The sequence below is a fragment of the Burkholderia aenigmatica genome, assembly GCF_902499175.1.
GTDB lineage: Bacteria > Pseudomonadota > Gammaproteobacteria > Burkholderiales > Burkholderiaceae > Burkholderia > Burkholderia aenigmatica.
Genome location: NZ_CABVQC010000010.1, coordinates 50,742 through 69,623, shown reverse-complemented (window position 1 = coordinate 69,623; position 18,882 = coordinate 50,742). Strand labels below are relative to the sequence as shown.

General features: G+C 67.8%; 20 protein-coding genes. 8 read left to right on the top strand and 12 right to left on the bottom strand.

Annotated elements, in window-relative coordinates; all coding sequences use genetic code 11:
- Positions 1 to 22: 22 nt before the first annotated feature.
- Positions 23 to 997, bottom strand: a complete 975-nt coding sequence (gene ftrA / locus BDO18943_RS09800) for a transcriptional regulator FtrA (RefSeq protein ID WP_175022117.1) — start codon at positions 995 to 997, stop codon at positions 23 to 25.
- Positions 998 to 1,108: 111 nt separating this feature from the next.
- On the opposite strand from ftrA, the gene BDO18943_RS09795 reads away from it, so the two are divergent.
- Both BDO18943_RS09795 and BDO18943_RS09790 read left to right on the top strand, forming a co-directional pair.
- Positions 1,109 to 1,528: a rhodanese-like domain-containing protein gene (locus BDO18943_RS09795; RefSeq protein ID WP_175022116.1), complete on the top strand. Its 420-nt coding sequence runs from the start codon at positions 1,109 to 1,111 to the stop codon at positions 1,526 to 1,528.
- A 101-nt stretch (positions 1,529 to 1,629) separates the two neighbouring features.
- Entirely contained in the window at positions 1,630 to 1,956 is a 327-nt protein-coding gene (locus BDO18943_RS09790; protein ID WP_011354384.1) for a superinfection immunity protein, read from the top strand.
- Between the two features lie 15 nt (positions 1,957 to 1,971).
- Here the strand turns inward: BDO18943_RS09790 and BDO18943_RS09785 are convergent, their stop codons facing one another.
- The 7 genes from BDO18943_RS09785 to BDO18943_RS09755 all read right to left on the bottom strand — a co-directional run bounded on the left by BDO18943_RS09785 (position 1,972) and on the right by BDO18943_RS09755 (position 8,503).
- A complete protein-coding gene (locus BDO18943_RS09785; protein WP_175022115.1) occupies positions 1,972 to 3,147 on the bottom strand; it encodes a cytochrome P450 in 1,176 nt (391 codons plus the stop codon).
- A gap of 101 nt (positions 3,148 to 3,248) precedes the next feature.
- Positions 3,249 to 3,515: a YodC family protein gene (locus BDO18943_RS09780; RefSeq protein WP_122947699.1), complete on the bottom strand. Its 267-nt coding sequence runs from the start codon at positions 3,513 to 3,515 to the stop codon at positions 3,249 to 3,251.
- 335 nt (positions 3,516 to 3,850) lie between these two features.
- Entirely contained in the window at positions 3,851 to 4,711 is an 861-nt protein-coding gene (locus BDO18943_RS09775) for an isocitrate lyase/PEP mutase family protein (protein ID WP_175022114.1), read from the bottom strand.
- A 175-nt stretch (positions 4,712 to 4,886) separates the two neighbouring features.
- Positions 4,887 to 6,554 carry an ankyrin repeat domain-containing protein gene (locus BDO18943_RS09770; protein WP_175022113.1) on the bottom strand — a complete coding sequence of 556 codons (1,668 nt, stop codon included), beginning with the start codon at positions 6,552 to 6,554 and terminating at the stop codon, positions 4,887 to 4,889.
- Between the two features lie 192 nt (positions 6,555 to 6,746).
- Positions 6,747 to 7,175: a GNAT family N-acetyltransferase gene (locus tag BDO18943_RS09765; protein ID WP_043180088.1), complete on the bottom strand. Its 429-nt coding sequence runs from the start codon at positions 7,173 to 7,175 to the stop codon at positions 6,747 to 6,749.
- Positions 7,176 to 7,233: 58 nt separating this feature from the next.
- Positions 7,234 to 8,094, bottom strand: a complete 861-nt coding sequence (locus BDO18943_RS09760; RefSeq protein WP_175022112.1) for a MurR/RpiR family transcriptional regulator — start codon at positions 8,092 to 8,094, stop codon at positions 7,234 to 7,236.
- 55 nt (positions 8,095 to 8,149) lie between these two features.
- Positions 8,150 to 8,503: a YgiW/YdeI family stress tolerance OB fold protein gene (locus BDO18943_RS09755; protein ID WP_175022111.1), complete on the bottom strand. Its 354-nt coding sequence runs from the start codon at positions 8,501 to 8,503 to the stop codon at positions 8,150 to 8,152.
- A gap of 232 nt (positions 8,504 to 8,735) precedes the next feature.
- Between BDO18943_RS09755 and BDO18943_RS09750 the strand changes: the two genes are divergently transcribed.
- A complete protein-coding gene (locus tag BDO18943_RS09750) occupies positions 8,736 to 9,398 on the top strand; it encodes a response regulator (RefSeq protein WP_011354376.1) in 663 nt (220 codons plus the stop codon).
- Entirely contained in the window at positions 9,395 to 10,771 is a 1,377-nt protein-coding gene (locus BDO18943_RS09745) for an ATP-binding protein (RefSeq protein ID WP_175022110.1), read from the top strand. Before BDO18943_RS09750 ends, BDO18943_RS09745 begins: the two co-directional genes overlap by 4 nt.
- Before the next feature lie 145 nt (positions 10,772 to 10,916).
- Here BDO18943_RS09745 and BDO18943_RS09740 read toward each other — a convergent pair whose 3' ends face one another.
- Entirely contained in the window at positions 10,917 to 11,474 is a 558-nt protein-coding gene (locus BDO18943_RS09740; protein ID WP_175022109.1) for a hypothetical protein, read from the bottom strand.
- A 135-nt stretch (positions 11,475 to 11,609) separates the two neighbouring features.
- Between BDO18943_RS09740 and BDO18943_RS09735 the strand changes: the two genes are divergently transcribed.
- From BDO18943_RS09735 to BDO18943_RS09725, 3 genes are all read left to right on the top strand, one after another.
- On the top strand, positions 11,610 to 12,056 hold the full coding sequence (locus tag BDO18943_RS09735) for a MarR family winged helix-turn-helix transcriptional regulator (RefSeq protein ID WP_043180100.1): 447 nt from the start codon (positions 11,610 to 11,612) through the stop codon (positions 12,054 to 12,056).
- A gap of 33 nt (positions 12,057 to 12,089) precedes the next feature.
- Positions 12,090 to 12,458: an antibiotic biosynthesis monooxygenase family protein gene (locus BDO18943_RS09730; protein WP_175022108.1), complete on the top strand. Its 369-nt coding sequence runs from the start codon at positions 12,090 to 12,092 to the stop codon at positions 12,456 to 12,458.
- A 572-nt stretch (positions 12,459 to 13,030) separates the two neighbouring features.
- On the top strand, positions 13,031 to 13,231 hold the full coding sequence (locus tag BDO18943_RS09725; protein ID WP_175022107.1) for a DUF805 domain-containing protein: 201 nt from the start codon (positions 13,031 to 13,033) through the stop codon (positions 13,229 to 13,231).
- Positions 13,232 to 13,710: 479 nt separating this feature from the next.
- On the opposite strand, the gene blaPEN-bcc is transcribed toward BDO18943_RS09725, so the two are convergent.
- On the bottom strand, positions 13,711 to 14,658 hold the full coding sequence (blaPEN-bcc, locus tag BDO18943_RS09720; RefSeq protein ID WP_175022106.1) for a PEN family class A beta-lactamase, Bcc-type: 948 nt from the start codon (positions 14,656 to 14,658) through the stop codon (positions 13,711 to 13,713).
- Positions 14,659 to 14,786: 128 nt separating this feature from the next.
- Here blaPEN-bcc and penR point away from each other — a divergent pair, with 128 nt between their 5' ends.
- A complete protein-coding gene (penR, locus tag BDO18943_RS09715) occupies positions 14,787 to 15,677 on the top strand; it encodes a beta-lactamase transcriptional regulator PenR (protein ID WP_175022105.1) in 891 nt (296 codons plus the stop codon).
- Between the two features lie 498 nt (positions 15,678 to 16,175).
- Here the strand turns inward: penR and BDO18943_RS09710 are convergent, their stop codons facing one another.
- Both BDO18943_RS09710 and BDO18943_RS09705 read right to left on the bottom strand, forming a co-directional pair.
- The gene (locus BDO18943_RS09710; RefSeq protein WP_175022104.1) at positions 16,176 to 16,427 is read right to left on the bottom strand and encodes a hypothetical protein; all 252 of its coding nucleotides are present in this window, start codon (positions 16,425 to 16,427) and stop codon (positions 16,176 to 16,178) included.
- Positions 16,428 to 16,523: 96 nt separating this feature from the next.
- Positions 16,524 to 18,746, bottom strand: coding sequence for an amylo-alpha-1,6-glucosidase (locus BDO18943_RS09705; RefSeq protein WP_175022103.1), 2,223 nt, complete (start codon positions 18,744 to 18,746; stop codon positions 16,524 to 16,526).
- Positions 18,747 to 18,882 lie beyond the last annotated feature (136 nt).

Here is an 18,882-nt window from a genome sequence, read left to right as displayed (position 1 = left end):
CCGCCGCGCGGATGCGCGGCGCTCACGCGTCCTGCGATCTTACGCCACGATCCATCCCGCGCCGGTACGCGGCCGGACTCGTCGCCGCGACGCGCCGGAAATGCCGGCGCAGCGATTCCTCGGAACCGAACCCGGCGCGCGCCGCGACCTGCGCGAGCGACAGCGCAGGGTGCGCTTCGAGCATGTCCTTCGCGACGTTCACGCGTTCGCGGATCAGCCACGCGAGCGGCGACATTCCCGTCGCATCCGCGAACTGACGTTGCAGCGTGCGCGTGCTCATCGCGGCCTGCGCGGCGAGCGATGCGAGCGTGTGCGGCTCGGCCGCGTGCGCGCGCATCCAGTCGATCAGCTTCGCGAGCCGGTCGGTGCCGCCCGGCGCGACCGGGCGCGGCACGAACTGCGCCTGGCCGCCGTCGCGATGCGGCGGCAGCACGAGGCGCTGCGCGACCCGGTTCGCAATTGCGCCGCCGTGATCGCGGCGCACGAGATGCAGCAGCATGTCGAGCCCCGCCGCCGATCCGGCCGATGTGATCACCTGCCCTTCGTCGACGTAAAGCGCATCGGGATTCACGCGCAGCGCCGGATAGCGCGCCTGCAATTTCTCCGCATAGCGCCAGTGGGTCGTCACCGTGAGGCCGTCGAGCACGCCGGCCGCGGCCAGCACGAACACGCCCGAGCAGATCGAGCAGAGCCGCGCGCCGCGGCGATGCGCGGCCCGCAGTTTCTTCAGCAACGGCTCCGGCGGCAGTTCTTCCGGATCGCGCCAGCCGGGAATCACGATGGTATCGGCGCGATCGAGCGTCGCGAGCCGGTACGGCGCGGCGACCGTGATGCCGCCCGCCGCGCGCACGGGCCCCGGCTCGCTCGCGCAGACCGCGAAGCGATACCAGTCGACCCCGAGCTCGGGGCGTTCGAGGGCGAACAGTTCGACCACGCAGCCGAATTCGAACGTGCAGAGGCGATCGTAGGCGAGCGCGACGACGAGATGATTGAGCATGGCGCGATGTTACCGGAACTTGTCGATCGCGCCACTGCCGCGAAACGTGCGGAACCGCGATACTGCCCCTCATTCCACCGCGTTCCGCGCAACCTTCTGGAGAACCTGCTCATGTCCTACGTCACCGACGTGCCCGCCGCCGACAGCCCCGCCGCCCTCGCGCACTTCGAGGCGACGCTGCGCTTCGAGACCGATTGCTGGGACGTGCACGACGCGCTCGCATCGGGTGCACCCGATTTCGTGCTGCTCGACGTGCGCGGCCCCGACCTGTTCGCCGCCGGCCACGTGCCCGGCGCGCGCAACCTGCCGCACCGCAAGATCATCGAGAGCAAGCTCGCCGGCTATCCGACCAGCACGCTGTTCGTCGTCTACTGCGCAGGCCCGCACTGCAACGGCGCCGCGCGCGCGGCAATCCAGCTCGCGCGCCTCGGCCGGCCGGTCAAGCTGATGATCGGCGGCGTGACGGGCTGGCGCGACGAAGGTTTCGCGCTGAGCAACGAAGTGCAGCCGGCGGACGCCGAAGCCGGCTGATCGTCATTAAAAGCGCAACAATCAATTGCCTGTGCGCGGCCTGCACGCGAACGAAAAAAGCGCGACAATCGGTCCCATTGCAGTTCGGATGGAGCAGCAACATGCAGAACGCAGTCCTGATTCAAGTGGCCGGTTCGGTGGCCGCGATCGCGATCTATTTTCTGCCGGCGGTCATTGCCGACCGGCGCGGCCGGCACGACAAGCTGACGGTCGCGATGTTCAACGCGCTGTTCGGGTGGACCGGCATCGGCTGGCTGATGACGCTGTACTGGGCCTGCCAGCCGAACCCGCGCACCGATGTCGCGCAGACGATCCTCGCCAAGCGCCGCGGCATCAGCATGCGGACCTTTTCCACCGGTCTCGTCGAGCGCGTGCAGCGCCGTGTCGCCGCCCAGGAGCAATGGGCGGAAAAGCAAGGCTGCCGTTAAGTCCCTCTTTCCCCGTTACCGTACCGCGTCGAACTTCGGCATCCTGACATTGGTCGACGCGCGGTAATCCCAAGCAAGCCCGTCGTGCGGCAGCCCGCCGCCCGCACGCAGCCACGCCCCGAACGACCCCGCCGTTACCGCCCGCGCGATCCGCTCGCCCGGGCAGCCATGCGGCCCCGTGCCGAAGCCGAAATTCGGCCCGGCCGTGCGGACGGGCATGAACCGGTGCGGATCGCGATGTACGGCCGGGTCGCGGTTCGCCGCGGCGAGCACGACGAGGATCGCGTCGCCGGCTTCGACGGTCACGCCTTCGATCGTCGTGCGCGATGCGACGAAGCGGCGCGTGTTCTGTACGGGTGAATCGAAGCGCCCGACTTCGGCAACGAATGCGTCGAGCGCGGCATCGTCCAGCACGGCGTGCGCGGCGCCCGCTCCCGCCTCACCGTTCCACGCCACCAGCGCATTGCCGAGCCACGCGGCGGTCGCCTCGCAAGTCTGCGACAGCAGTCCGACGAGATTCGCAATCATTGCGCCGCTGCCCTGCCAGCCCGACGCGCGGGCCGCCTGCTGGACGGCGGCGACGAGCGTGCCGTCGTGCGCATGCGTCTGCGCGACGCGCTCCGTCATCCGGTCGAGCAGCTGCCGCGCGGCGTCGCTCGCGCGGGCCAGGGCGACGGTATCCGACAACGGTGACAGCGCGGCGACGAAATCGACGACCCGCGCCGCGATATCGTCGAGCTGCGTCTCGTCGAAGCCGAGCAGATCGGCAACCGCGCAGACGGGCACCGTCATGCACCACGCATTCAGCGCGCCGGCATCGCCCGGCGCCGGCAAGCGCCGCGCGGCAAGCTGCGCGGCTCGGGCGTGCAGCGCAGCCGTGTCGATCGGCGCGAATGCGGTGCGCAGCGCCTGCTTCGGCACGTCGTGCCGCAACGTGCCGTCGTTCATCCGCACCAGCTCGCCGAACAGCGCGCCGGCCGTCGTACCGCGCAACGCGGGCGGCACCGGCGCGTCCAGCGGGCGCACGCGGCAGGCCGGATGGCCGAGCACGGCCGTCACGGCGGCCGCGCGGCTCGCGACCCACAGGCCGAGCGTGGCGTCGAACGCGAGCGGCGGCCCGTCGACGAGCGCCGCATAGTAGGGATAGGGATCGCGGTGCGTGACCGCTGCGATGGGATCGGTCGGGTTCATGCGGACAGTATCGGCGTAGCGCGCCGCCGCAAGTTTCGGGCTGGCGTGAAATGTCGCGGCGCGGGCATCGCGCATGGCCGCATCGCGACGACAGGGGAACGTCAGGCAGCCGACCGGTAGCGATGCGACTGCATGCGCATGCGGACGCGCCCGGCCGAAATCGCGCGCGGCTCGGGCACCACCGTGTCGTGATGGAACATTTCCTGCCGGAATTCGCCGTTTTCGTCGAACCACTGGCAGATCAGCCAGTCGCCGTCGTCGAACACGACCGGCCCGGCATAGGTGACGGTCATGCGCGGCCCGCCCGTCTTCAGCGTCACGACATCGCCGACGCGAAACCGGACGCGTTGATTTTCTCGGATCGTCATCGCTCTCTCAGCATTTTTATATATCGATATTCTCGGCGGCTCACCGACCGTTCTTGCGAAGGTGCCGCAGATTATCAATCAAAAAACCGGCCGGCAACTCCCGCGTAAAAAACTCACGGCGGGGAAAATGCAACAATGCGCGGCATCGATGCGCACGGCGGGCGCCCACTCGGCCGATCCGGCGCGGCTTGCGCGCCGGCCCCGGTCGAACGGGCGGAATGCGGAGAATAGACGATGAATTTTGCGTCGTCACCGACGTTTAATTCAGACGCGAAATCGGTTGATTATTGTCAATCAATATATCGGCTGGAAACGATCCCACGATTTATTTGCGCTCATTCCCCGAACAAAACCGGTGAATTATCGGGCGACGCAAACCAGCGGTTGATATCGCGCCCGGGCACGGCCGCTTGCGTAAACGTGAACGTGCCGTCCTGCGCCATCTCCTTCGCGGCGCGCAGGAACGCGCCGAGCGCGGCCCGCGCCAGCGCGCCGCCGACGCTCACGCGCTTCACGCCGAGCGCCGCCAGTGCGTCGAGGCTCAGCAACCCGCCCCGCAACCCCATCACGACGTTCACGGGCGCACCGACCGCCTGCGTCACCGCCGCGATTTCGTCCGCATCGGTGATGCCCGGCGCATACAGCACGTCGGCGCCCGCGTCGCGATACGCAACGAGCCGCGCGATCGTATCGGCGAGGTCGGGCCGGCCATGCAGGTAGTTTTCGCAGCGCGCGGTCAGCGTGAACGGAAACGGCAGCGCGCGCGCCGCGTCGACGGCCGCCGCGACGCGGTCGATCGCCGCATCGCGCGCGTAGATCGGCGCGTCGGCACGGCCCGTCGCGTCCTCGATCGAGCCGCCGACCGCGCCGGCCTCGGCCGCGAGCCGGATCGTTTCGGCCACCGTGTCGGGCGCGTCGCCGAAGCCGTTCTCGAGATCGGCGCTGACGGGCAGGCCGCCCGCGGCAACGATCTCGGCGATGTGATCGAGCATCGCGTCGCGGTCGATCGCATTGTCGGGCTGACCTTTCGAAAACGCGTAGCCAGCACTCGTGGTCGCGAGCGCCTCGAAGCCGGCCATCGCGAGCAGGCGCGCGGTGCCGGCGTCCCACGGGTTCGGGATGATGAAGGCGCCGGGGCGTGCATGCAGGGCGCGGAACGCTTCGGCTTGGCGGGCTTGCAGGTCGGAACGGGTCATCGTGGACTCCGGAAGGAAGTTGACGACTGAGCTTACGCCGGTCGTGCACACGACGTTTCAGCGTTCATCGAAATGTCGTCGCGCGACAGGAAAAAACCGGTGCGCCGACTGCGTGCCGGCAGTCGGCAACGAGCGGGCGGGCGCCGCCGCCCGCTCGTTGCCGGCCCGCCGTCGTTTACTTCGCGGCGGCTACCCCGCCGTCGATACCGAGCAACACGTCGGTGACGGCCTCGGAGAAACGCATCGCGCGACCGTCGATCAGCACGCCGTCCGGATTTGACGGGTCCCGCGCGGCTTGCGGCACGCCGTGCGCGAGCAGCAGCCGCGCGCAAGCCTCCCAGTCGGACGCGCCGACCTGCTCCGGTTCGTTGACGGATGCCCAGGACAAGGTGCCGAGCGCATCGCTCTCGAACCCGTGCAGGTCGCGCCAGTTCGCGCCGTGCGCGAGCAGGAACGCGAGCAAGCCCGCATCGCCGCGGAACACCGCATGATTCAGCGCGCTCGCATCCCAGTCGCCGCCCCGCGCCGCGATCGGCCAACCCAGTTCGACCATGACCTTCACCGCGTCGCCCGACCCCCACGCGGCCGCATCCGGCAGCAGTCGCAGCCGCTCGCCGGGCAGCGCACCGGGCAGTTCGGGATGGCGCATCTGGATGCGCCGTGCGTCGTCGGCATCGGCGCGCGCGCAGGCCGCCACGAACGCGTCTGCCGCGTCGAGCGGCTCGTCCGCGCCGGCCGCCCCCAACAGCGCCGCGACGTCGGACAGCCCGGTCTGCATCGCCAGCCGGTACGCACTGACGCCGGTCGGGGTCCGCGCGCGCGGATCGGCGCCGGCCGCCAGCAGCGCGGCGACATGGCGTGCCGAGCAGCGCACGCCGATCGCCCGCAACAACGGCGCGCCCCAGGTCTGCGCCAGCCCCGCGCCGGGCGGCTCGTTCGGGTCGCCGCCATGCGCGAGCAGCAGTTCGAGCGCGTCCGCGTCGCGCATGTCGAACGCGCGCCGCAACGCATTCGTGCCGCCCACCCGCGCGCCGTGTTCGAGCAACAGGCGCGTACAGGCCGGATTTTCCACCGAGTGATACAGCGATTCGCCGTCGTTCGGATCGGCGCCGGCTTCCAGCAGCATGGCGGTGAGCAGCGGATCGCGATTGACGCCCGCCGCACCGTACAGCGCCGACAGCGGCTCCGCTTCGTCGGGCGCGGCGAGCGAAGCCGGCGGAAAGCGGTTGCCGATCCGCTGGTTCGGATCGGCGCCGGCATCGAGCAGAAGACGCGCGCAAGCGCGCAGCCTGGCGGCAAACTCGGGAATCTGCCCGAGCCGCGAATGCGTGACGGCGACCAGCGGCGGCAGCTTCAGCACGCCACCGGCGCGCGCGATCCAGCCGGAACCGGCGGCCAGCGCCGCCTTCACCGCGTCGAGATCGCCGGCCGCGCATGCGACGGTCGGATCGCCCGCAACGAGATCGGGATGGTCGAGCAGCAGTTGCACGGCAACACGCGGCCGGGGGGCGTCGTAGCCGCCGGTCACGTCGCCGCCGTACGCCAGGTCGAGCCAGCGCCGGATCAGTTGCGACCGCGGTTGCCCCGCCAGCGCGTGCGTTTCGACGAACGCGCCGAGATCGGCCCATGACGCAAAACCGTACTCGCGCGCAATGCAGGATTGCGCGTCGTGCAGCCGGAGCCCGAGCGCGAGCGTTTCGTCGTGTGTGCGGTGCGCGGCGGCAGGCAGAAACCGGATGAAGTGCGCGACGGCATCGGCGTCACCCTGCCGGTACAGGCGCAACAATGCCTTGGCCTGCTTTTTCAGATGTTCGGGATTGGCCCTGGGGGGCAGCTTTTTCATGCGAATCCTCGTGCAGTATTGGCCGAAGGTCCGCAATACCGCCAGCACAAAGGACAGGTGGAAAGCTGAATTTGCTGCGACAGGTGGGTTCAACCCTTTCCGCGGACCCGGAAGCGACCTGCATCGCTGACCGGTATCCTAGGCGACGGCCGGCGACCTCGTCAACCGCGCCGCGCCATGCGGCGGCGGCACTCAGCCCGCGGCCAACTTCTTGGTCAGGAAAATGCGCGAGTGTCCGGCTGGATAATCCGGCAGTTCGCCGAAGCGGACATAGCCGCGTTTCTCGTAGAACGGCCGCGCCTGGAAGTCGAACGTGTCGAGCCACGCGCTATGGCAGCCGCGCGCGACGGCTTCCGCCTCGGCCAGGTCCATGATGCGCGTGCCCGCGCCCTGGCCGCGCGCGGCCTCGGGCACCACGAGCAGGTCGACATGCAGCCAGCCGTACGCGGTACTGCCCCACAGGCCACCGACCACCGCGCCTTCGCCATCGGTCACGACCACGGCCAGCGAACGGGCATCGATCGGGCCCGCCTGGCTTTCGTTGAACCGGATGAGCGGCGCGACGATCTGCTTGCGAACGTTCGCGTCGCCCGCGTCCGTCACCTCGTATGTGAACGTCATCGGTTGAATCCGCTTGAATCGAAAATGATAACGAGGCGTTAAAGCCGCACGTACCGCGTCAGACGACGTAAGCGCCCTTCGCGTGCAGTTCCGCTTCCGTGCGTTCGAGCGCGGCGATCGCATCGCTGCCTTCGAGCGCCAGCAACTGCGCGACCAGCGCTTCGGCCATCGCATGCGCGGCCACCAGCGACGGGAAGAACGACGGACTGTCGTGCGTGAAGATCAGCTGTGCATCCGCGTGCAGCGCGATCGGCGACACCGCGCTGTCGGTGATCGCGACGATCCGGCTGCCCTGCGCCTTCGCGGCCTGCGCGACGCGCGTCGCTTCCGCCGAATACGGCGCGAAGCTGACGACCACGGTCACGCTCTGCTTCGCGATCGTCCGCAGCTCCATCTCGAGCGAACCGGCGACACCGCTGAGCAGCGACACGGTTGGGCGGAACAGCCGGTAGCCGTACACGAAACCGAACGCGACCGGATAGCACGAGCGAAACCCCGCGACATGCACGTGTGACGCCTTGCGGATCAGTTTCGCGGCATCGGCGAGCGCGTGCTCGTTCTGCGCGGCGGTGGCCGACAGGTTGTGTTGTTGCGCGGCGAGCAGGTCGTGCGCGAGCGACGCCTTCGCGTCGGGCCGCACGAGCGAGCGCGCCCGCTGCGTGAGCGGCTCGGGGCGCGTGCGCACGCGCGCGACGCACAGGTCGCGCAGCTCGTTCCAGCCCGGGAAGCCGAATTGCTGCGCGAGCCGCACGAGCGACGCGGGCTGCACTTGCGCGCGCTGCGCGACCTTGCGCATCGACGAGGTGGCGACTTCGTCGGGATGATCGAGCAGGAAGGCAGCGCCCGCCTGGAATTGCGGGCTCAGCTCGGAAAATTGCGCCCGGATCCGGGACGCGAGTTCGTCGAAATTGGCGGCCATCTTGGTGGGAACGGGAACCGGTCGTCCATGGTATCACCGGCCCCGTGCGCACCGGTCAGCGCAGCACTTCGACGTGATCGGCGTCGACCTTCACGCTGCCCGACCATTTGCGCTCGAATTCGCCGGTCACCTTCACTTCGTTCTTGTCGCTGACGGGCTGGCCGGCCGCCCACAGCTTGTGGTCGATCTCGACGCGGATCGCGCCGGTTGCGTCGGCGAATTCGTAATCCTCGCCGCCGACATGCTTGACGATGCGCCCCTGCAACTGCACGTGCTGGTCGTCCTTGCCGTTCGCGAGCAGCTCCTTCACGGTCGTCGGGGTCAGCGTGGACGGCCCCGTGTATTGCGCGTAGACGGCGGCAGGCAGCGTGGCGAGCGCAACCGTCAGGATTCTGGCCAGGTGTTTCATGATCTCGGTCCTCTTCTTCGATGTGACGCCGCGCCCCGTTGAACGCGACGGCGCCAGATTACGGACCGTAAGATTAAGCAAACCTGAAGGTCGCGCCGAGGCGACATGGCGCCGCATTGGACGCGTACGAAAGCCCGCCGCGCGCCGCCCGCATTTAAGGTCCGCCTAAGACACGTGCGCTTATCATGGGAACCCCGGGTGCCACGGCACCCCGTTGAAGAGACACCAATTCATGCGCGTATTGCTCGTCGAGGACGATCCGCTGATCGGCAGCGGGCTCGAACAGGGCCTCAAACAGGAAGGCTTCGCCGTCGACTGGGTGAAGGACGGCGACGCCGCGTCGCTCGCGCTGCGCGCGACCGGCTACGGCCTGCTGCTGCTCGATCTCGGGCTGCCGAACCGCGACGGCCTGTCGGTGCTCGCCGCGCTGCGCCGCCGCGACGAAAACCTGCCCGCGATCATCATCACCGCGCGCGACGGCGTGCCCGACCGCATCGCGGGCCTCGACAGCGGCGCGGACGACTATCTCGTCAAACCGTTCGAGCTCGACGAACTGCTCGCCCGCATCCGCGCGGTCAACCGCCGCCACGCCGGCCGCGCGCAGACGACGCTCGTGATCGGCCCGCTGCGGCTCGATCCCGTCAAGCACCTGGTCTGGCTCAATGACGACGAAGTGCCGCTGTCGCCGAAGGAGTTCGTGCTGCTGCACGAGCTGATGCGCGACCCGGGCGCGGTGATTTCGCGCGAGCAGTTCGAGGAGCGGCTGTACAGCTGGGGCGAGGAAATCGAGAGCAACGCCGTGCAGGTGCATATCCACAACCTGCGCAAGAAACTCGGCCACGACATGATCCGCACGGTGCGCGGCGTCGGCTACCGGATCGGTGACGGCGCATGACGCACATGCAACGCGCGATCGTACGCTGGCGCCGCGCATCGCTGCGGCGGCGCCTGCTGATGTGGCTGCTGCCGGCCGCCTGCGTGATCGGCCTCGTTGCGAGCGCAGGCACCTACTGGGGCGCGCTGCGCGAGCTCGACGACCTGCTGGACGACCAGATGCGCAGCATGTCGAAGCAGATCGTCGTCGGCCCGAACGGCGAGCTGTCGTTCAGCAACCACGCCAACGGCAAGCACGGCTTCGAATCGAGCGACCCCGACGCCGTGCTGCTGCAGGTCTGGCGCAACGGCACGCTCGTGTATTCGACCGACCGCGATTCGAAACTGCCGCCGCCCGCGCAGAAAGGCATCGCGAGCGTCGACGTCGGCGGCCAGCCGTGGCGCACCTATGTGACCGAGCGCGGCGGCACGACGATCCGGCTCGCGCAGGCACGCCATGCGCGCTGGGAAGCGATCGCGGCCATCGCCGTACACCTGCTGTGGCCGGTGTTCTCGATGCTGCCGCTACTCGCGATCAGCCTGTGGTTCGGCATCGGCGCAGGGTTGCGGCCGCTGCGCACGATTGCATCCGGCCTCAAACGCAGGAATGCGAATAATCTGGAACCGGTCGACGTCGGTGCGATGCCGAACGAAGTCCGTCCGCTCGCCGAAGCGATCAACGATCTGCTCGCGCGCCTCGACCGCTCGTTCACGCTGCAGCGGCACTTCATCGCCGATGCCGCGCACGAATTGCGCACGCCGATCATGGGGTTGTCGATCCAGTCGCAGTTGCTGCGGCGCGCGTCGACCGCCGAGGAGCGCGAGCACATCCTCGCGCAGATCCAGGCCGGCACGACGCGCCTCGGCCACCTCGCCGAGCAGCTGCTGACGCTCGCGCGCCTCGAACCCGATGCGCAGGCGGCCGCCTCTGCATCGACGCCCGTCGATCTCGCCGCGCTGTGCCGGTCGGTGGTATCGGATCGCACGCGCGTCGCCGACGCGCACCGGATCGATCTCGGTGCGATCGTGTCGACGCCCGTGATGACGTCGGGCAATGCCGACACGCTGCGCGTGCTGCTGAACAACCTCGTCGACAACGCGATCCGCTATGCGGGCGACGGCGCGCGCGTCGACGTGTCCGCGCGGATCGACGGCACGACGCCCGTGCTCGAAGTCGCCGACGACGGCCCCGGGATCCCGGAAGCCGAACGCACCGACGTGTGGGAGCGCTTCTATCGCGGCGAAGGCGCGCAGGCCGTCACGTCGTCGGGCAGCGGGCTCGGGCTGTCGATCGTCAAGCGGATCGCCGAACAGCATCGCGCGACGGTGGCGCTCGGCACCACGCGCGGCGGACGCGGGCTGACCGTCACCGTGCGCTTTCCGCTGCCGGCCTGACGCGCGGGCGACGCGCGGCTTTTCCACAGATTGTGTTGGCAAGCTTGTGGACAACCTTCCATTAACGGCATCAAGCCATTGATCGGAAAGGGTTTGTCGGTGGTGCGCGGCAAATGCGCCAGCCGGGGGCGGCGCCGCGCCCGGATCAGTTGTCGGTGACGATCCGCTCGACCTGCAGGCCGGTCGACGTTTCGAGGATGCTGGCGTGCTCCCTCACGACGCAAAACAGGCGGCCCTTGGGATAGTCGTCCGGCCTTTGCCGGGTCCGATCCTCGGTGTGAACGATCACGGTACCGTTGAGCGGATACGCGCCAACATGTTCACCCATGAAATAGAGCTGACCGTTCAGCTGGTAATAGCCATTCCCGAGGTACCAGAACGAATCGCTCCCCGTCGCGATCCGGTCAGCGCCCAGGTAGACCCCGTCGCCCTTCCTGACGATCGGGAAGAACAGCAAGCCGATTTTCGATTCGATGATCGTGTAGTGATTGGCGCGGATGTCGTCGATCACCTTGTCGCGCAGTTCGTCTTTCATGCGTTCGGTCTTGCCGAAGTACCCGGTCTCGTACCTGGCCGGGATGCACGCATGCGCAAGCGTGCCGCATGCCAGCGCCACCAACGGCACGGCGATCGTTTTCCAGATCGTTCTCACTGATTTCTCTCCAGGTTCTTTATTGTCGGCCTGCCATCCGGCGCGGCACATCGCGGTACTTGTTACCGGTGCCGGATCGCGTCGCCAGTTTACCTACCCGCTCTCGTTCAGGGACTTTTATTCCCCACATTGACAACCAGTTGTCCATTACGTAAAGTAGTTGTCAATTCATCACGCATCTCGAACATGACGAAGTCCGCGAAGTTGACCGCCGTCGCGCTGTCCGTATTCCGGTTGAACGGCCTGCTGATCGAATGGGGCAACACTTTTGCCGGGCCGCACGGCCTGACCAGTGCGCGCTGGCAGGTGCTGGGCGCCATCTCGCTGGCGCCGGAAACCCCGAACATCCCGCAGATCGCCGACGCGATGGGCATCACGCGGCAGGCCGTGCTGAAACAGATCAACGTGCTGACCGACGAAGGGCTGGTGCAATCGCGGCCCAACCCGGCACACAAGCGCTCGCCTTTGTACGCGCTGACGCCTCGCGGCGAGGCGGCCTATCAGGCCGTGGTCGAGCAGTGGCAACAGCATGTCCGCGACATCGCCGGCGACTTCAGTTCGGCTGACCTGGATGCGGCGATCCGCGTCCTGTCGGCGATGTCCAGCGCGCATGGCGCCGATGCGCCGACGTGATGCGCCGAATCCCCCTCACCCGAAGGAGTTCCCATGCCTCATTTCAAGCCGATGGATCCGGCCTTTCCGATCCAGCAACAGATCGCGATCGACGCGGAACCGGTCGTCCTCGTCAACGTGTTCACGTTGGCCGCCGACGACGAAGCGGACTTTCTCGCCGTATGGAAGGACGATGCCGAATTCATGAAGCGGCAGCCGGGATTCATCTCGACCCAGCTGCATCGCGCGCTCGGCGACAGTCCGACTTACCTGAACTACGCGATCTGGGAATCGACCGAAGCGTTTCGCGCGGCCTTCACGCATCCGGAGTTCGTCGCCAAGCTGTCGGCCTATCCGTCGTCCGCGGTCGCGAGCCCGCACCTGTTCCAGAAAGTCGGCGTGGCGGGTATCTGCACTGCGTGAGTGCACGCTCGAAGCGAGGCAACGCGTGGCATTCGCAGGGGTGTTGCGCGTCGCTCGCGCACCCGGACTTCTCCACAGAAAATGTTGGCAAGCTTGTGGATATCCTGCGCACCGCAACGCTAAGCCCTTGATCCGATGGACTTTGGCACGCGTGATGCAGACGAGGCCCCGTTGGTGGCCGTCACGGACACCGCGTCGCCGCAGTTCGCGTCACGACGCCACGACGATGCACGCCGCAGTCGGCGCACACGTGCCCGCCATGCGCGGCGCCACTTACCCACAGATTTTGTTGGCAAGCTTGTGGATATCCTGCGCAAGCCTGCGCTAACCCGTTGATCGAGCTACGGTTCATGCGCGGCGTCACGGTTGCGGCAACATGCGGCCCGGGCGGGCGCGCAGGCGGACGATCCCGCGCAACAGCAGCGCACCACCGTCGCCTTGACGCTCGCGACCGTCACGCGTCAAGATCACGCGAGCCGCACGCGGCCGCGCATCGCCGGCTGCGCGCGACGGCTCAACGGCCCGGCCGTTCCGCCGGTGCCGCACCACGACACATCACTCCGAGGAAGACCATGGAACACTTCACCGCGTTGCAGTGGGTCGTCTCACTCGTGCTCGTCGCCGTCGTCATCTATCCGTATGTCCGCATCGTGCGGCGTACCGGGCATTCAGGCTGGTGGATCCTGACGATGTTCGTCCCGGTCCTGAACTTCATCATGTTGTGGGTGTTCGCGTTCGCGCGCTGGCCCACCGTCGACGATCGGCAGCTCTGACCGCCGCCATCGCGGCCGCGTGGCTTGTCCACAGATTGTGTTGGCAAGCATGTGGATAGCCTGCGCATACCCCGGGCAAGCACTTGATCCGAAAGACTTTGTCCGCGCCGCTTCAAATGCGGCATGCGGCCGGGAAAGTGTTGCTCACACACCCGTTCGCCACGTGACGTTGCGCCTTCCGCGCGTGCGAACCGGCTTGTCCACAGATTTTGTTGGCAAGCGTGTGGATAGCCTGCGCATACCGCAGGCAAGCGCTTGATCCGAAAGACTTTGTCCGCGCCGCTTCAAACGCGGCACGGCGGCCCGCGCCGCGCCGAATGCGGCCGCGCACGAGCTTGTCCACAATTTTTGTTGGCAAGCATGTGGATATCCTGAGCATGCGTGACCTAAGTCGTTGATCGCACAACGTTTCGATGCGCCGGTCACGACAGAGTCACGGCGTGCATGCGGATCTCGTCACGCACGCCGCGCCGCCCTGCTCAACCGAACGCCTTGGCCACGATGCGCGCGACCCCGGCAATCACGTCGTCCTTCGCCTTCGCATCGGCACGCGCCTGCGTGTAGTACACGACCAGCACGATCGGCGCGCTCGACGTCGGCCAGATGACGCCCGCGTCGTTCGTCGTCCCGTAGTCGCCAGTGCCCGTCTTGTCGCCGACCTTCCACCCGGCCGGCACGCCGGCACGAATCCGCTTGTCACCGACCTTGTTGCCGCGCATCCACGTGACGAGCTGCGCACGCTGCGCGGCCGGCAGTGCTTCGCCGACCATCAGCACGCGCATGCTCGCGGCCATCGCGGCGGGCGTCGTCGTGTCGCGCAGGTCGCCCGGCAGCGCGGTATTCAGTTCGGTCTCCCATCGATCGAGCCGGAACGCATCGTCGCCGATCGAGCGCGCGTAGGCGGTCACGGCCGACGGGCCGCCGATCAGCTTCATCAGCAGGTTCGCGGCCGAGTTGTCGCTGTACTGAATCGCGGCCTCGCACAGCGCGGCGACCGTCATGCCCGCATCGATATGCTTCTCCGTCACCGGCGAATAGTTGACGAGGTCGGCCTTTGCGTACGTCACGCGCTGTTGCAGCAATGCCGGACGGTCGACGCTCTGCGCGAGCACCGCCGCACTCAGCATCGCCTTGAACGTGCTGCAGAACGGGAAGCGCTCGTTGACGCGATGCTCCGCGCGCCGGCCGCTCGCGGTATCGATCGCGCACACCCCGAGACGGCCGCCCGCGTCGCGTTCGAGCGCAGCCAGCGCCTCGTACATCTCCGCATCGAGCCAGGCGGCCGTGGCCGCCGCGGCCGCCGCGGTGGCCTCGCTCGCCGGGTCCGGTGCGGCGGTCTGCTGCGCCGCGCACGCGGTGGCGGTCAAAACGAGCGGCGCCGTCGCGGCAGCCAGCAACAGGGTTCGACGTTTCGGTGAATGGGTCATGTCGGTTGTCTTGTGGTGGAATGAAGGCGAAAAGGTGGTAAAAACGCCCGGCCGGCGAGACAGCACTATCGACACTTTACGGTTACCTGACAAGCAACGATAATTGAGCGCTGACGATAGAAATTCTTATGACTAAGCTCCGCCCTCATCTTCCGCTCAATGCGCTGCGCGCGTTCGAATCGTCGGCGCGCCACCTGAACTTCACGCGCGCCGGCCTCGAGCTGAGCGTGACCCAGGCCGCGGTCAGCCAGCAGGTGCGTTCGCTCGAGGAGCGGCTCGGCTGCACGCTGTTCATACGGCTGCCGCGCGGCCTCGGGCTCACCGACGAGGGGCGCGCGCTGCTGCCGGTGCTCAGCGACGCGTTCAGCCGCATCGAGACGGTGCTCAAGCAGTTCGACGGCGGGCGCTTCCACGAGGTGTTGACGCTCGGTGTCGTCGGCACCTTTGCCATAGGCTGGCTAATGCCGCGCTTGAAGCAGTTCGGCGATACGCACCCATTTGTCGAGTTGCGGCTGCGAACCAACAACAACGTCGTCGATCTCGCCGCCGAGGGCCTCGACTTCGCGATTCGTTTCGGGGAAGGCAACTGGCCGACGACGCGCAACGAGCGCCTGCTCGACGCGCCGCTCACCGCGCTGTGCGCGCCGGATATCGCGCGGCGCCTCGCGCAGCCGGCCGATCTCGCGAACGAAACGCTGCTGCGCTCCTACCGCACCGACGAATGGCTCGGCTGGTTCGAGGCCGCGCAGCTCGCGCCGTGGGCGGTCAACGGTCCCGTGTTCGATTCGTCGCGGCTGATGGTCGAGGCCGCGATGCAGGGCGCGGGCGTCGCGCTCGCGCCGGCGCGCATGTTCGAGCGCGAACTGCAGCTCGGCCTGCTCGCGCGGCCGCTCGACATCGACGTGTGCGCCGGCGGCTACTGGCTCACCTCGCTGAAGTCGAAGCCGCTCACACCGGCCATGACGCTCTTTCGCGACTGGATCGTGGCCGAAGCGGCCGAGACTGCGCAGGCCGAATGACACGGCCCTGCTTGTCCACAGAAAGTGTTGGCAAGGATGTGGATATCCTGGGTACCCGGGATCTAAGCCCTTGATCGCGCACGAATTAGCGCACCGACGCAGACATCGGGCAGCCCGTGTGCACGGGCTTCGCACGCCGGCCTCCGGCGCGCCCGATCCTCAACTGTCACGACGCAATCGATTGCGAGTTATCCACAGAATATGTTGGCAAACCTGTGGATATCATTTCAATGCGACGCGTAACACCCTGATACAAAAGGGGATTCAATACACGAACCTTACACGGTCAACCGTGTGGCAGCGCACGCGCTTTCGCCCGGCCCGCGCCGCGCACCCGGCCGGAGGCCGGCCGGTTCTCCACAGATTGTGTTGGCAAGCTTGTGGATATCCTGCGCATCAGCCGCCTAACTCATTGAGCGCACGGGGTTTTGTGCTTCTTCTGCAGAATCGGGCAGCACCGGCGCAGCCCGTGCGGCAAGCGCCGGCGCCATCCGCGCATCAATGCCGGTCAAGCCCGCCGCGCAATTCGCTCGCCTTGTCGCGCAGCGCCTCGTAGCCCGAGCGCGCATGCTCGGGCAGGTCGGGATCGCCGATCAGCGCGCCAAGCGTTTCGATCAGGCTGAACAGGATCCCCTTCGCCGCGCCGACCGCGATGCTCCGCGATTCGATCGACTTGTGCAGGTGGTCGACCGCCGCTTCCAGATTCTCGAGCTTGTGCTCGCTGTCGTCGGGCCGGTTGTCGGTCGTCATCGTCTACCTCCGCCATCGTTCAAGGGTCATGTCACGATTCTATGCCGCTGCGCGCGAACGTGGCGCGACATCGCGCAACGCTCGCGCAGCACCACGTTACAGCACCGCGACCACCTTCACGCGGCCCGGCTGCTCCGCCGATGCGACAACCTGGCCGTCGACGCGGCGGAAGGTGAGCGACACGGTTTCGTCGCCGACGCGCAGCGCGTCGATCCGCAGCCAGTCGACGCCTTCCGGCAGCGCCGGGCGCTCGACCCGCACCTCGTGGCGCGACGCATCGATGCTCACGCCGAGGCAGGCCTGCAGCATCATGAACGGCGCACCGGCCGCCCACGCTTGCGGCAGGCAGGCGACCGGATACGCGGTCGGCGGTTCGCCGCGCCGGCGCGGGAACCCGCAGAACAGCTCGGGCAGGCGCATCTCGAAGCTCACCGCCGCCTCGAACAGCGCGCGCAGCAGGTTCACCGCGGCCGTCTTGTCGCCGTAGCGCGCCAGTCCGCGCGCGATCAGCGCATTGTCGTGCGGCCATACCGAGCCGTTGTGATACGCCATCGGGTTGAAACGCGGCTGGCCGGCCGCGAGCGTGCGGATACCCCAGCCCGTCTGGAACAGTGCCGAGCCGAGCACACCGGCGACCGCCGCACCGCGCTCGGCATCGGGCAGCCCGAACGCGAGCAGGTGGCCCGCGTTCGATGCGAACACGCGGCACAGGTCGCCATGACCGTCGAGCGCGATGCCGTAGAAATCGCCTTCCGGCATCCAGAACAGTGCATCGACCTGCTCGCGCAGCGTCTTCGCGCGCAATGCGTAGCGCGTGGCGTCGGCCGCGTGGCCGCGCCGGTGCGAGCACATCGACATCGCATCGAGCGCCGCGCACGCATACGCCTGCACTTCGACGAGCGCGATCGGCCCGTCCGGGAAGCGGCCGTCCGCGTGGAACACCGAATCGTGGCTGTCCTTCCAGCCCTGGTTCGCGAGGCCGCGCTCCGACGTGCGCTGATAATCGAGCAGTCCGTAAGGATTGCGGTCGCACTTGTCGATCACCCATTGCGCGGCACGCTCGAGCGCGGGCCACAGCTCGTCGATCAGCGCATCGTCGCCGGTGCGTTCGACATACGCGCCCGCGAGCACGATGAACAGCGGCGTCGTATCGACACCGCCGTAGTACAGCGCGAACGGCACCTCGCCCGTCGCGGCCATCTCGCTGCGGCGGAACTCGTGCATGATCTTGCCGGGCTCCGCGTCGCGGAATGCGGACGTCTCGCGCGCCTGGTGCTCGGCCAGGAACCGCAGCACGCCGCGCGCGAGCGACGGCTGCAGCCACAGCATCTGCAGCGACGTGATCACCGCATCGCGGCCGAACGGCGTGGAGAACCACGGAATGCCCGCATACGGGTACGGCCCCGTGTCGAGCTGTGTCGTGAGCAACCCGAGATCCGCGAGCGAACGGTCGAGCCACGCGTCGAACAGCGGATTGCCGGTGTTCACGCGCGCCATCGATTCGCGTCGCGCGCGCATTTCGCGGTGCACGCCGACGAGCGCGGTGCGCAGCGCGACACGGCCACACCCCGGTGCTTCCGCATGCACCGGACCGAGCGTCGCATCGACGGTCAGGTAGATCGACACGCAGGCCTGTGCGGCGATCGTCAGCGTGTAATCGGCACGATCGACCGACAGCGCGTCGGGCGCCGGCGAAAAATGCACGGTTACGTTGCGCTCGACACTGTCGAGGCCGTCGTAGCGCAGCCGCACCGCGCCCGCGTCGACGCGCGGCGCAACGACCGTGCCGCGCTTCGGGCGCTGCGTGCCGCGCACCTCGAACATGTCCTTGAAATCGGCCGCGAACGACAGCGACAGCGGCACCTCGGCTTCGCTCGCGCCGTAGTTCGTCAGCGTCAGCGCCTCGTAAAGCACGTCGCCCGCGAGCACGCGCATCCGCTCGATGTGGATCACCCCTTCCGGCGTTTCGTGGCCGCCGAGCGGCGGCAGCGGGCGGTTCGTCAGGTGCGCGGTGAACGATGCGTTGTCGGCGCTCGTCGCGCCCGACAGCAGCGACGGCGCGCGGCCGCCGAAAGTCAGGCGCCACTTCGACAGCACGCGCATGTCGTCGACGAACAGGCCGTCGTCGTGACCGCCGATGTCGCCGAGCGCGTCGCTGACCACGAACGCGTCACCGGATTTCAGGACGTACTGGTTGTTGCGCGCCAGTGCCTGCGGATCGGCTTCGGGCGCGATGAATGCGGGGACCGACGCTGCGGTCGGGGCAACAGGCGCGGCTTGCGGCGCCTGGGTCGTCGTGGCTTCAGCGTGATTCGGCATCGATGCTCCTGTGTCGGGTCGCAACGCGCGGCGCGTCGCGTGTTTCGCACAGGATAGGACAGAACGGGGGACGTGCGCAGCGACGAAAAAGACGCGATGCCCTGCGACGGGGTCGTCGCCGCGGGGCATCGCGCAG

Excerpts from the sequence above, each read along its gene's own strand:
- ftrA (WP_175022117.1), bottom strand. The coding sequence starts at position 997 with ATGCTCAATCATCTCGTCGTCGCGCTCGCCTACGATCGCCTCTGCACG.
- BDO18943_RS09795 (WP_175022116.1), top strand. The coding sequence starts at position 1,109 with ATGTCCTACGTCACCGACGTGCCCGCCGCCGACAGCCCCGCCGCCCTC.
- BDO18943_RS09790 (WP_011354384.1), top strand. The coding sequence starts at position 1,630 with ATGCAGAACGCAGTCCTGATTCAAGTGGCCGGTTCGGTGGCCGCGATC.
- BDO18943_RS09785 (WP_175022115.1), bottom strand. The coding sequence starts at position 3,147 with ATGAACCCGACCGATCCCATCGCAGCGGTCACGCACCGCGATCCCTAT.
- BDO18943_RS09780 (WP_122947699.1), bottom strand. The coding sequence starts at position 3,515 with ATGACGATCCGAGAAAATCAACGCGTCCGGTTTCGCGTCGGCGATGTC.
- BDO18943_RS09775 (WP_175022114.1), bottom strand. The coding sequence starts at position 4,711 with ATGACCCGTTCCGACCTGCAAGCCCGCCAAGCCGAAGCGTTCCGCGCC.
- BDO18943_RS09770 (WP_175022113.1), bottom strand. The coding sequence starts at position 6,554 with ATGAAAAAGCTGCCCCCCAGGGCCAATCCCGAACATCTGAAAAAGCAG.
- BDO18943_RS09765 (WP_043180088.1), bottom strand. The coding sequence starts at position 7,175 with ATGACGTTCACATACGAGGTGACGGACGCGGGCGACGCGAACGTTCGC.
- BDO18943_RS09760 (WP_175022112.1), bottom strand. The coding sequence starts at position 8,094 with ATGGCCGCCAATTTCGACGAACTCGCGTCCCGGATCCGGGCGCAATTT.
- BDO18943_RS09755 (WP_175022111.1), bottom strand. The coding sequence starts at position 8,503 with ATGAAACACCTGGCCAGAATCCTGACGGTTGCGCTCGCCACGCTGCCT.
- BDO18943_RS09750 (WP_011354376.1), top strand. The coding sequence starts at position 8,736 with ATGCGCGTATTGCTCGTCGAGGACGATCCGCTGATCGGCAGCGGGCTC.
- BDO18943_RS09745 (WP_175022110.1), top strand. The coding sequence starts at position 9,395 with ATGACGCACATGCAACGCGCGATCGTACGCTGGCGCCGCGCATCGCTG.
- BDO18943_RS09740 (WP_175022109.1), bottom strand. The coding sequence starts at position 11,474 with ATGTGCCGCGCCGGATGGCAGGCCGACAATAAAGAACCTGGAGAGAAA.
- BDO18943_RS09735 (WP_043180100.1), top strand. The coding sequence starts at position 11,610 with ATGACGAAGTCCGCGAAGTTGACCGCCGTCGCGCTGTCCGTATTCCGG.
- BDO18943_RS09730 (WP_175022108.1), top strand. The coding sequence starts at position 12,090 with ATGCCTCATTTCAAGCCGATGGATCCGGCCTTTCCGATCCAGCAACAG.
- BDO18943_RS09725 (WP_175022107.1), top strand. The coding sequence starts at position 13,031 with ATGGAACACTTCACCGCGTTGCAGTGGGTCGTCTCACTCGTGCTCGTC.
- blaPEN-bcc (WP_175022106.1), bottom strand. The coding sequence starts at position 14,658 with ATGACCCATTCACCGAAACGTCGAACCCTGTTGCTGGCTGCCGCGACG.
- penR (WP_175022105.1), top strand. The coding sequence starts at position 14,787 with ATGACTAAGCTCCGCCCTCATCTTCCGCTCAATGCGCTGCGCGCGTTC.
- BDO18943_RS09710 (WP_175022104.1), bottom strand. The coding sequence starts at position 16,427 with ATGACGACCGACAACCGGCCCGACGACAGCGAGCACAAGCTCGAGAAT.
- BDO18943_RS09705 (WP_175022103.1), bottom strand. The coding sequence starts at position 18,746 with ATGCCGAATCACGCTGAAGCCACGACGACCCAGGCGCCGCAAGCCGCG.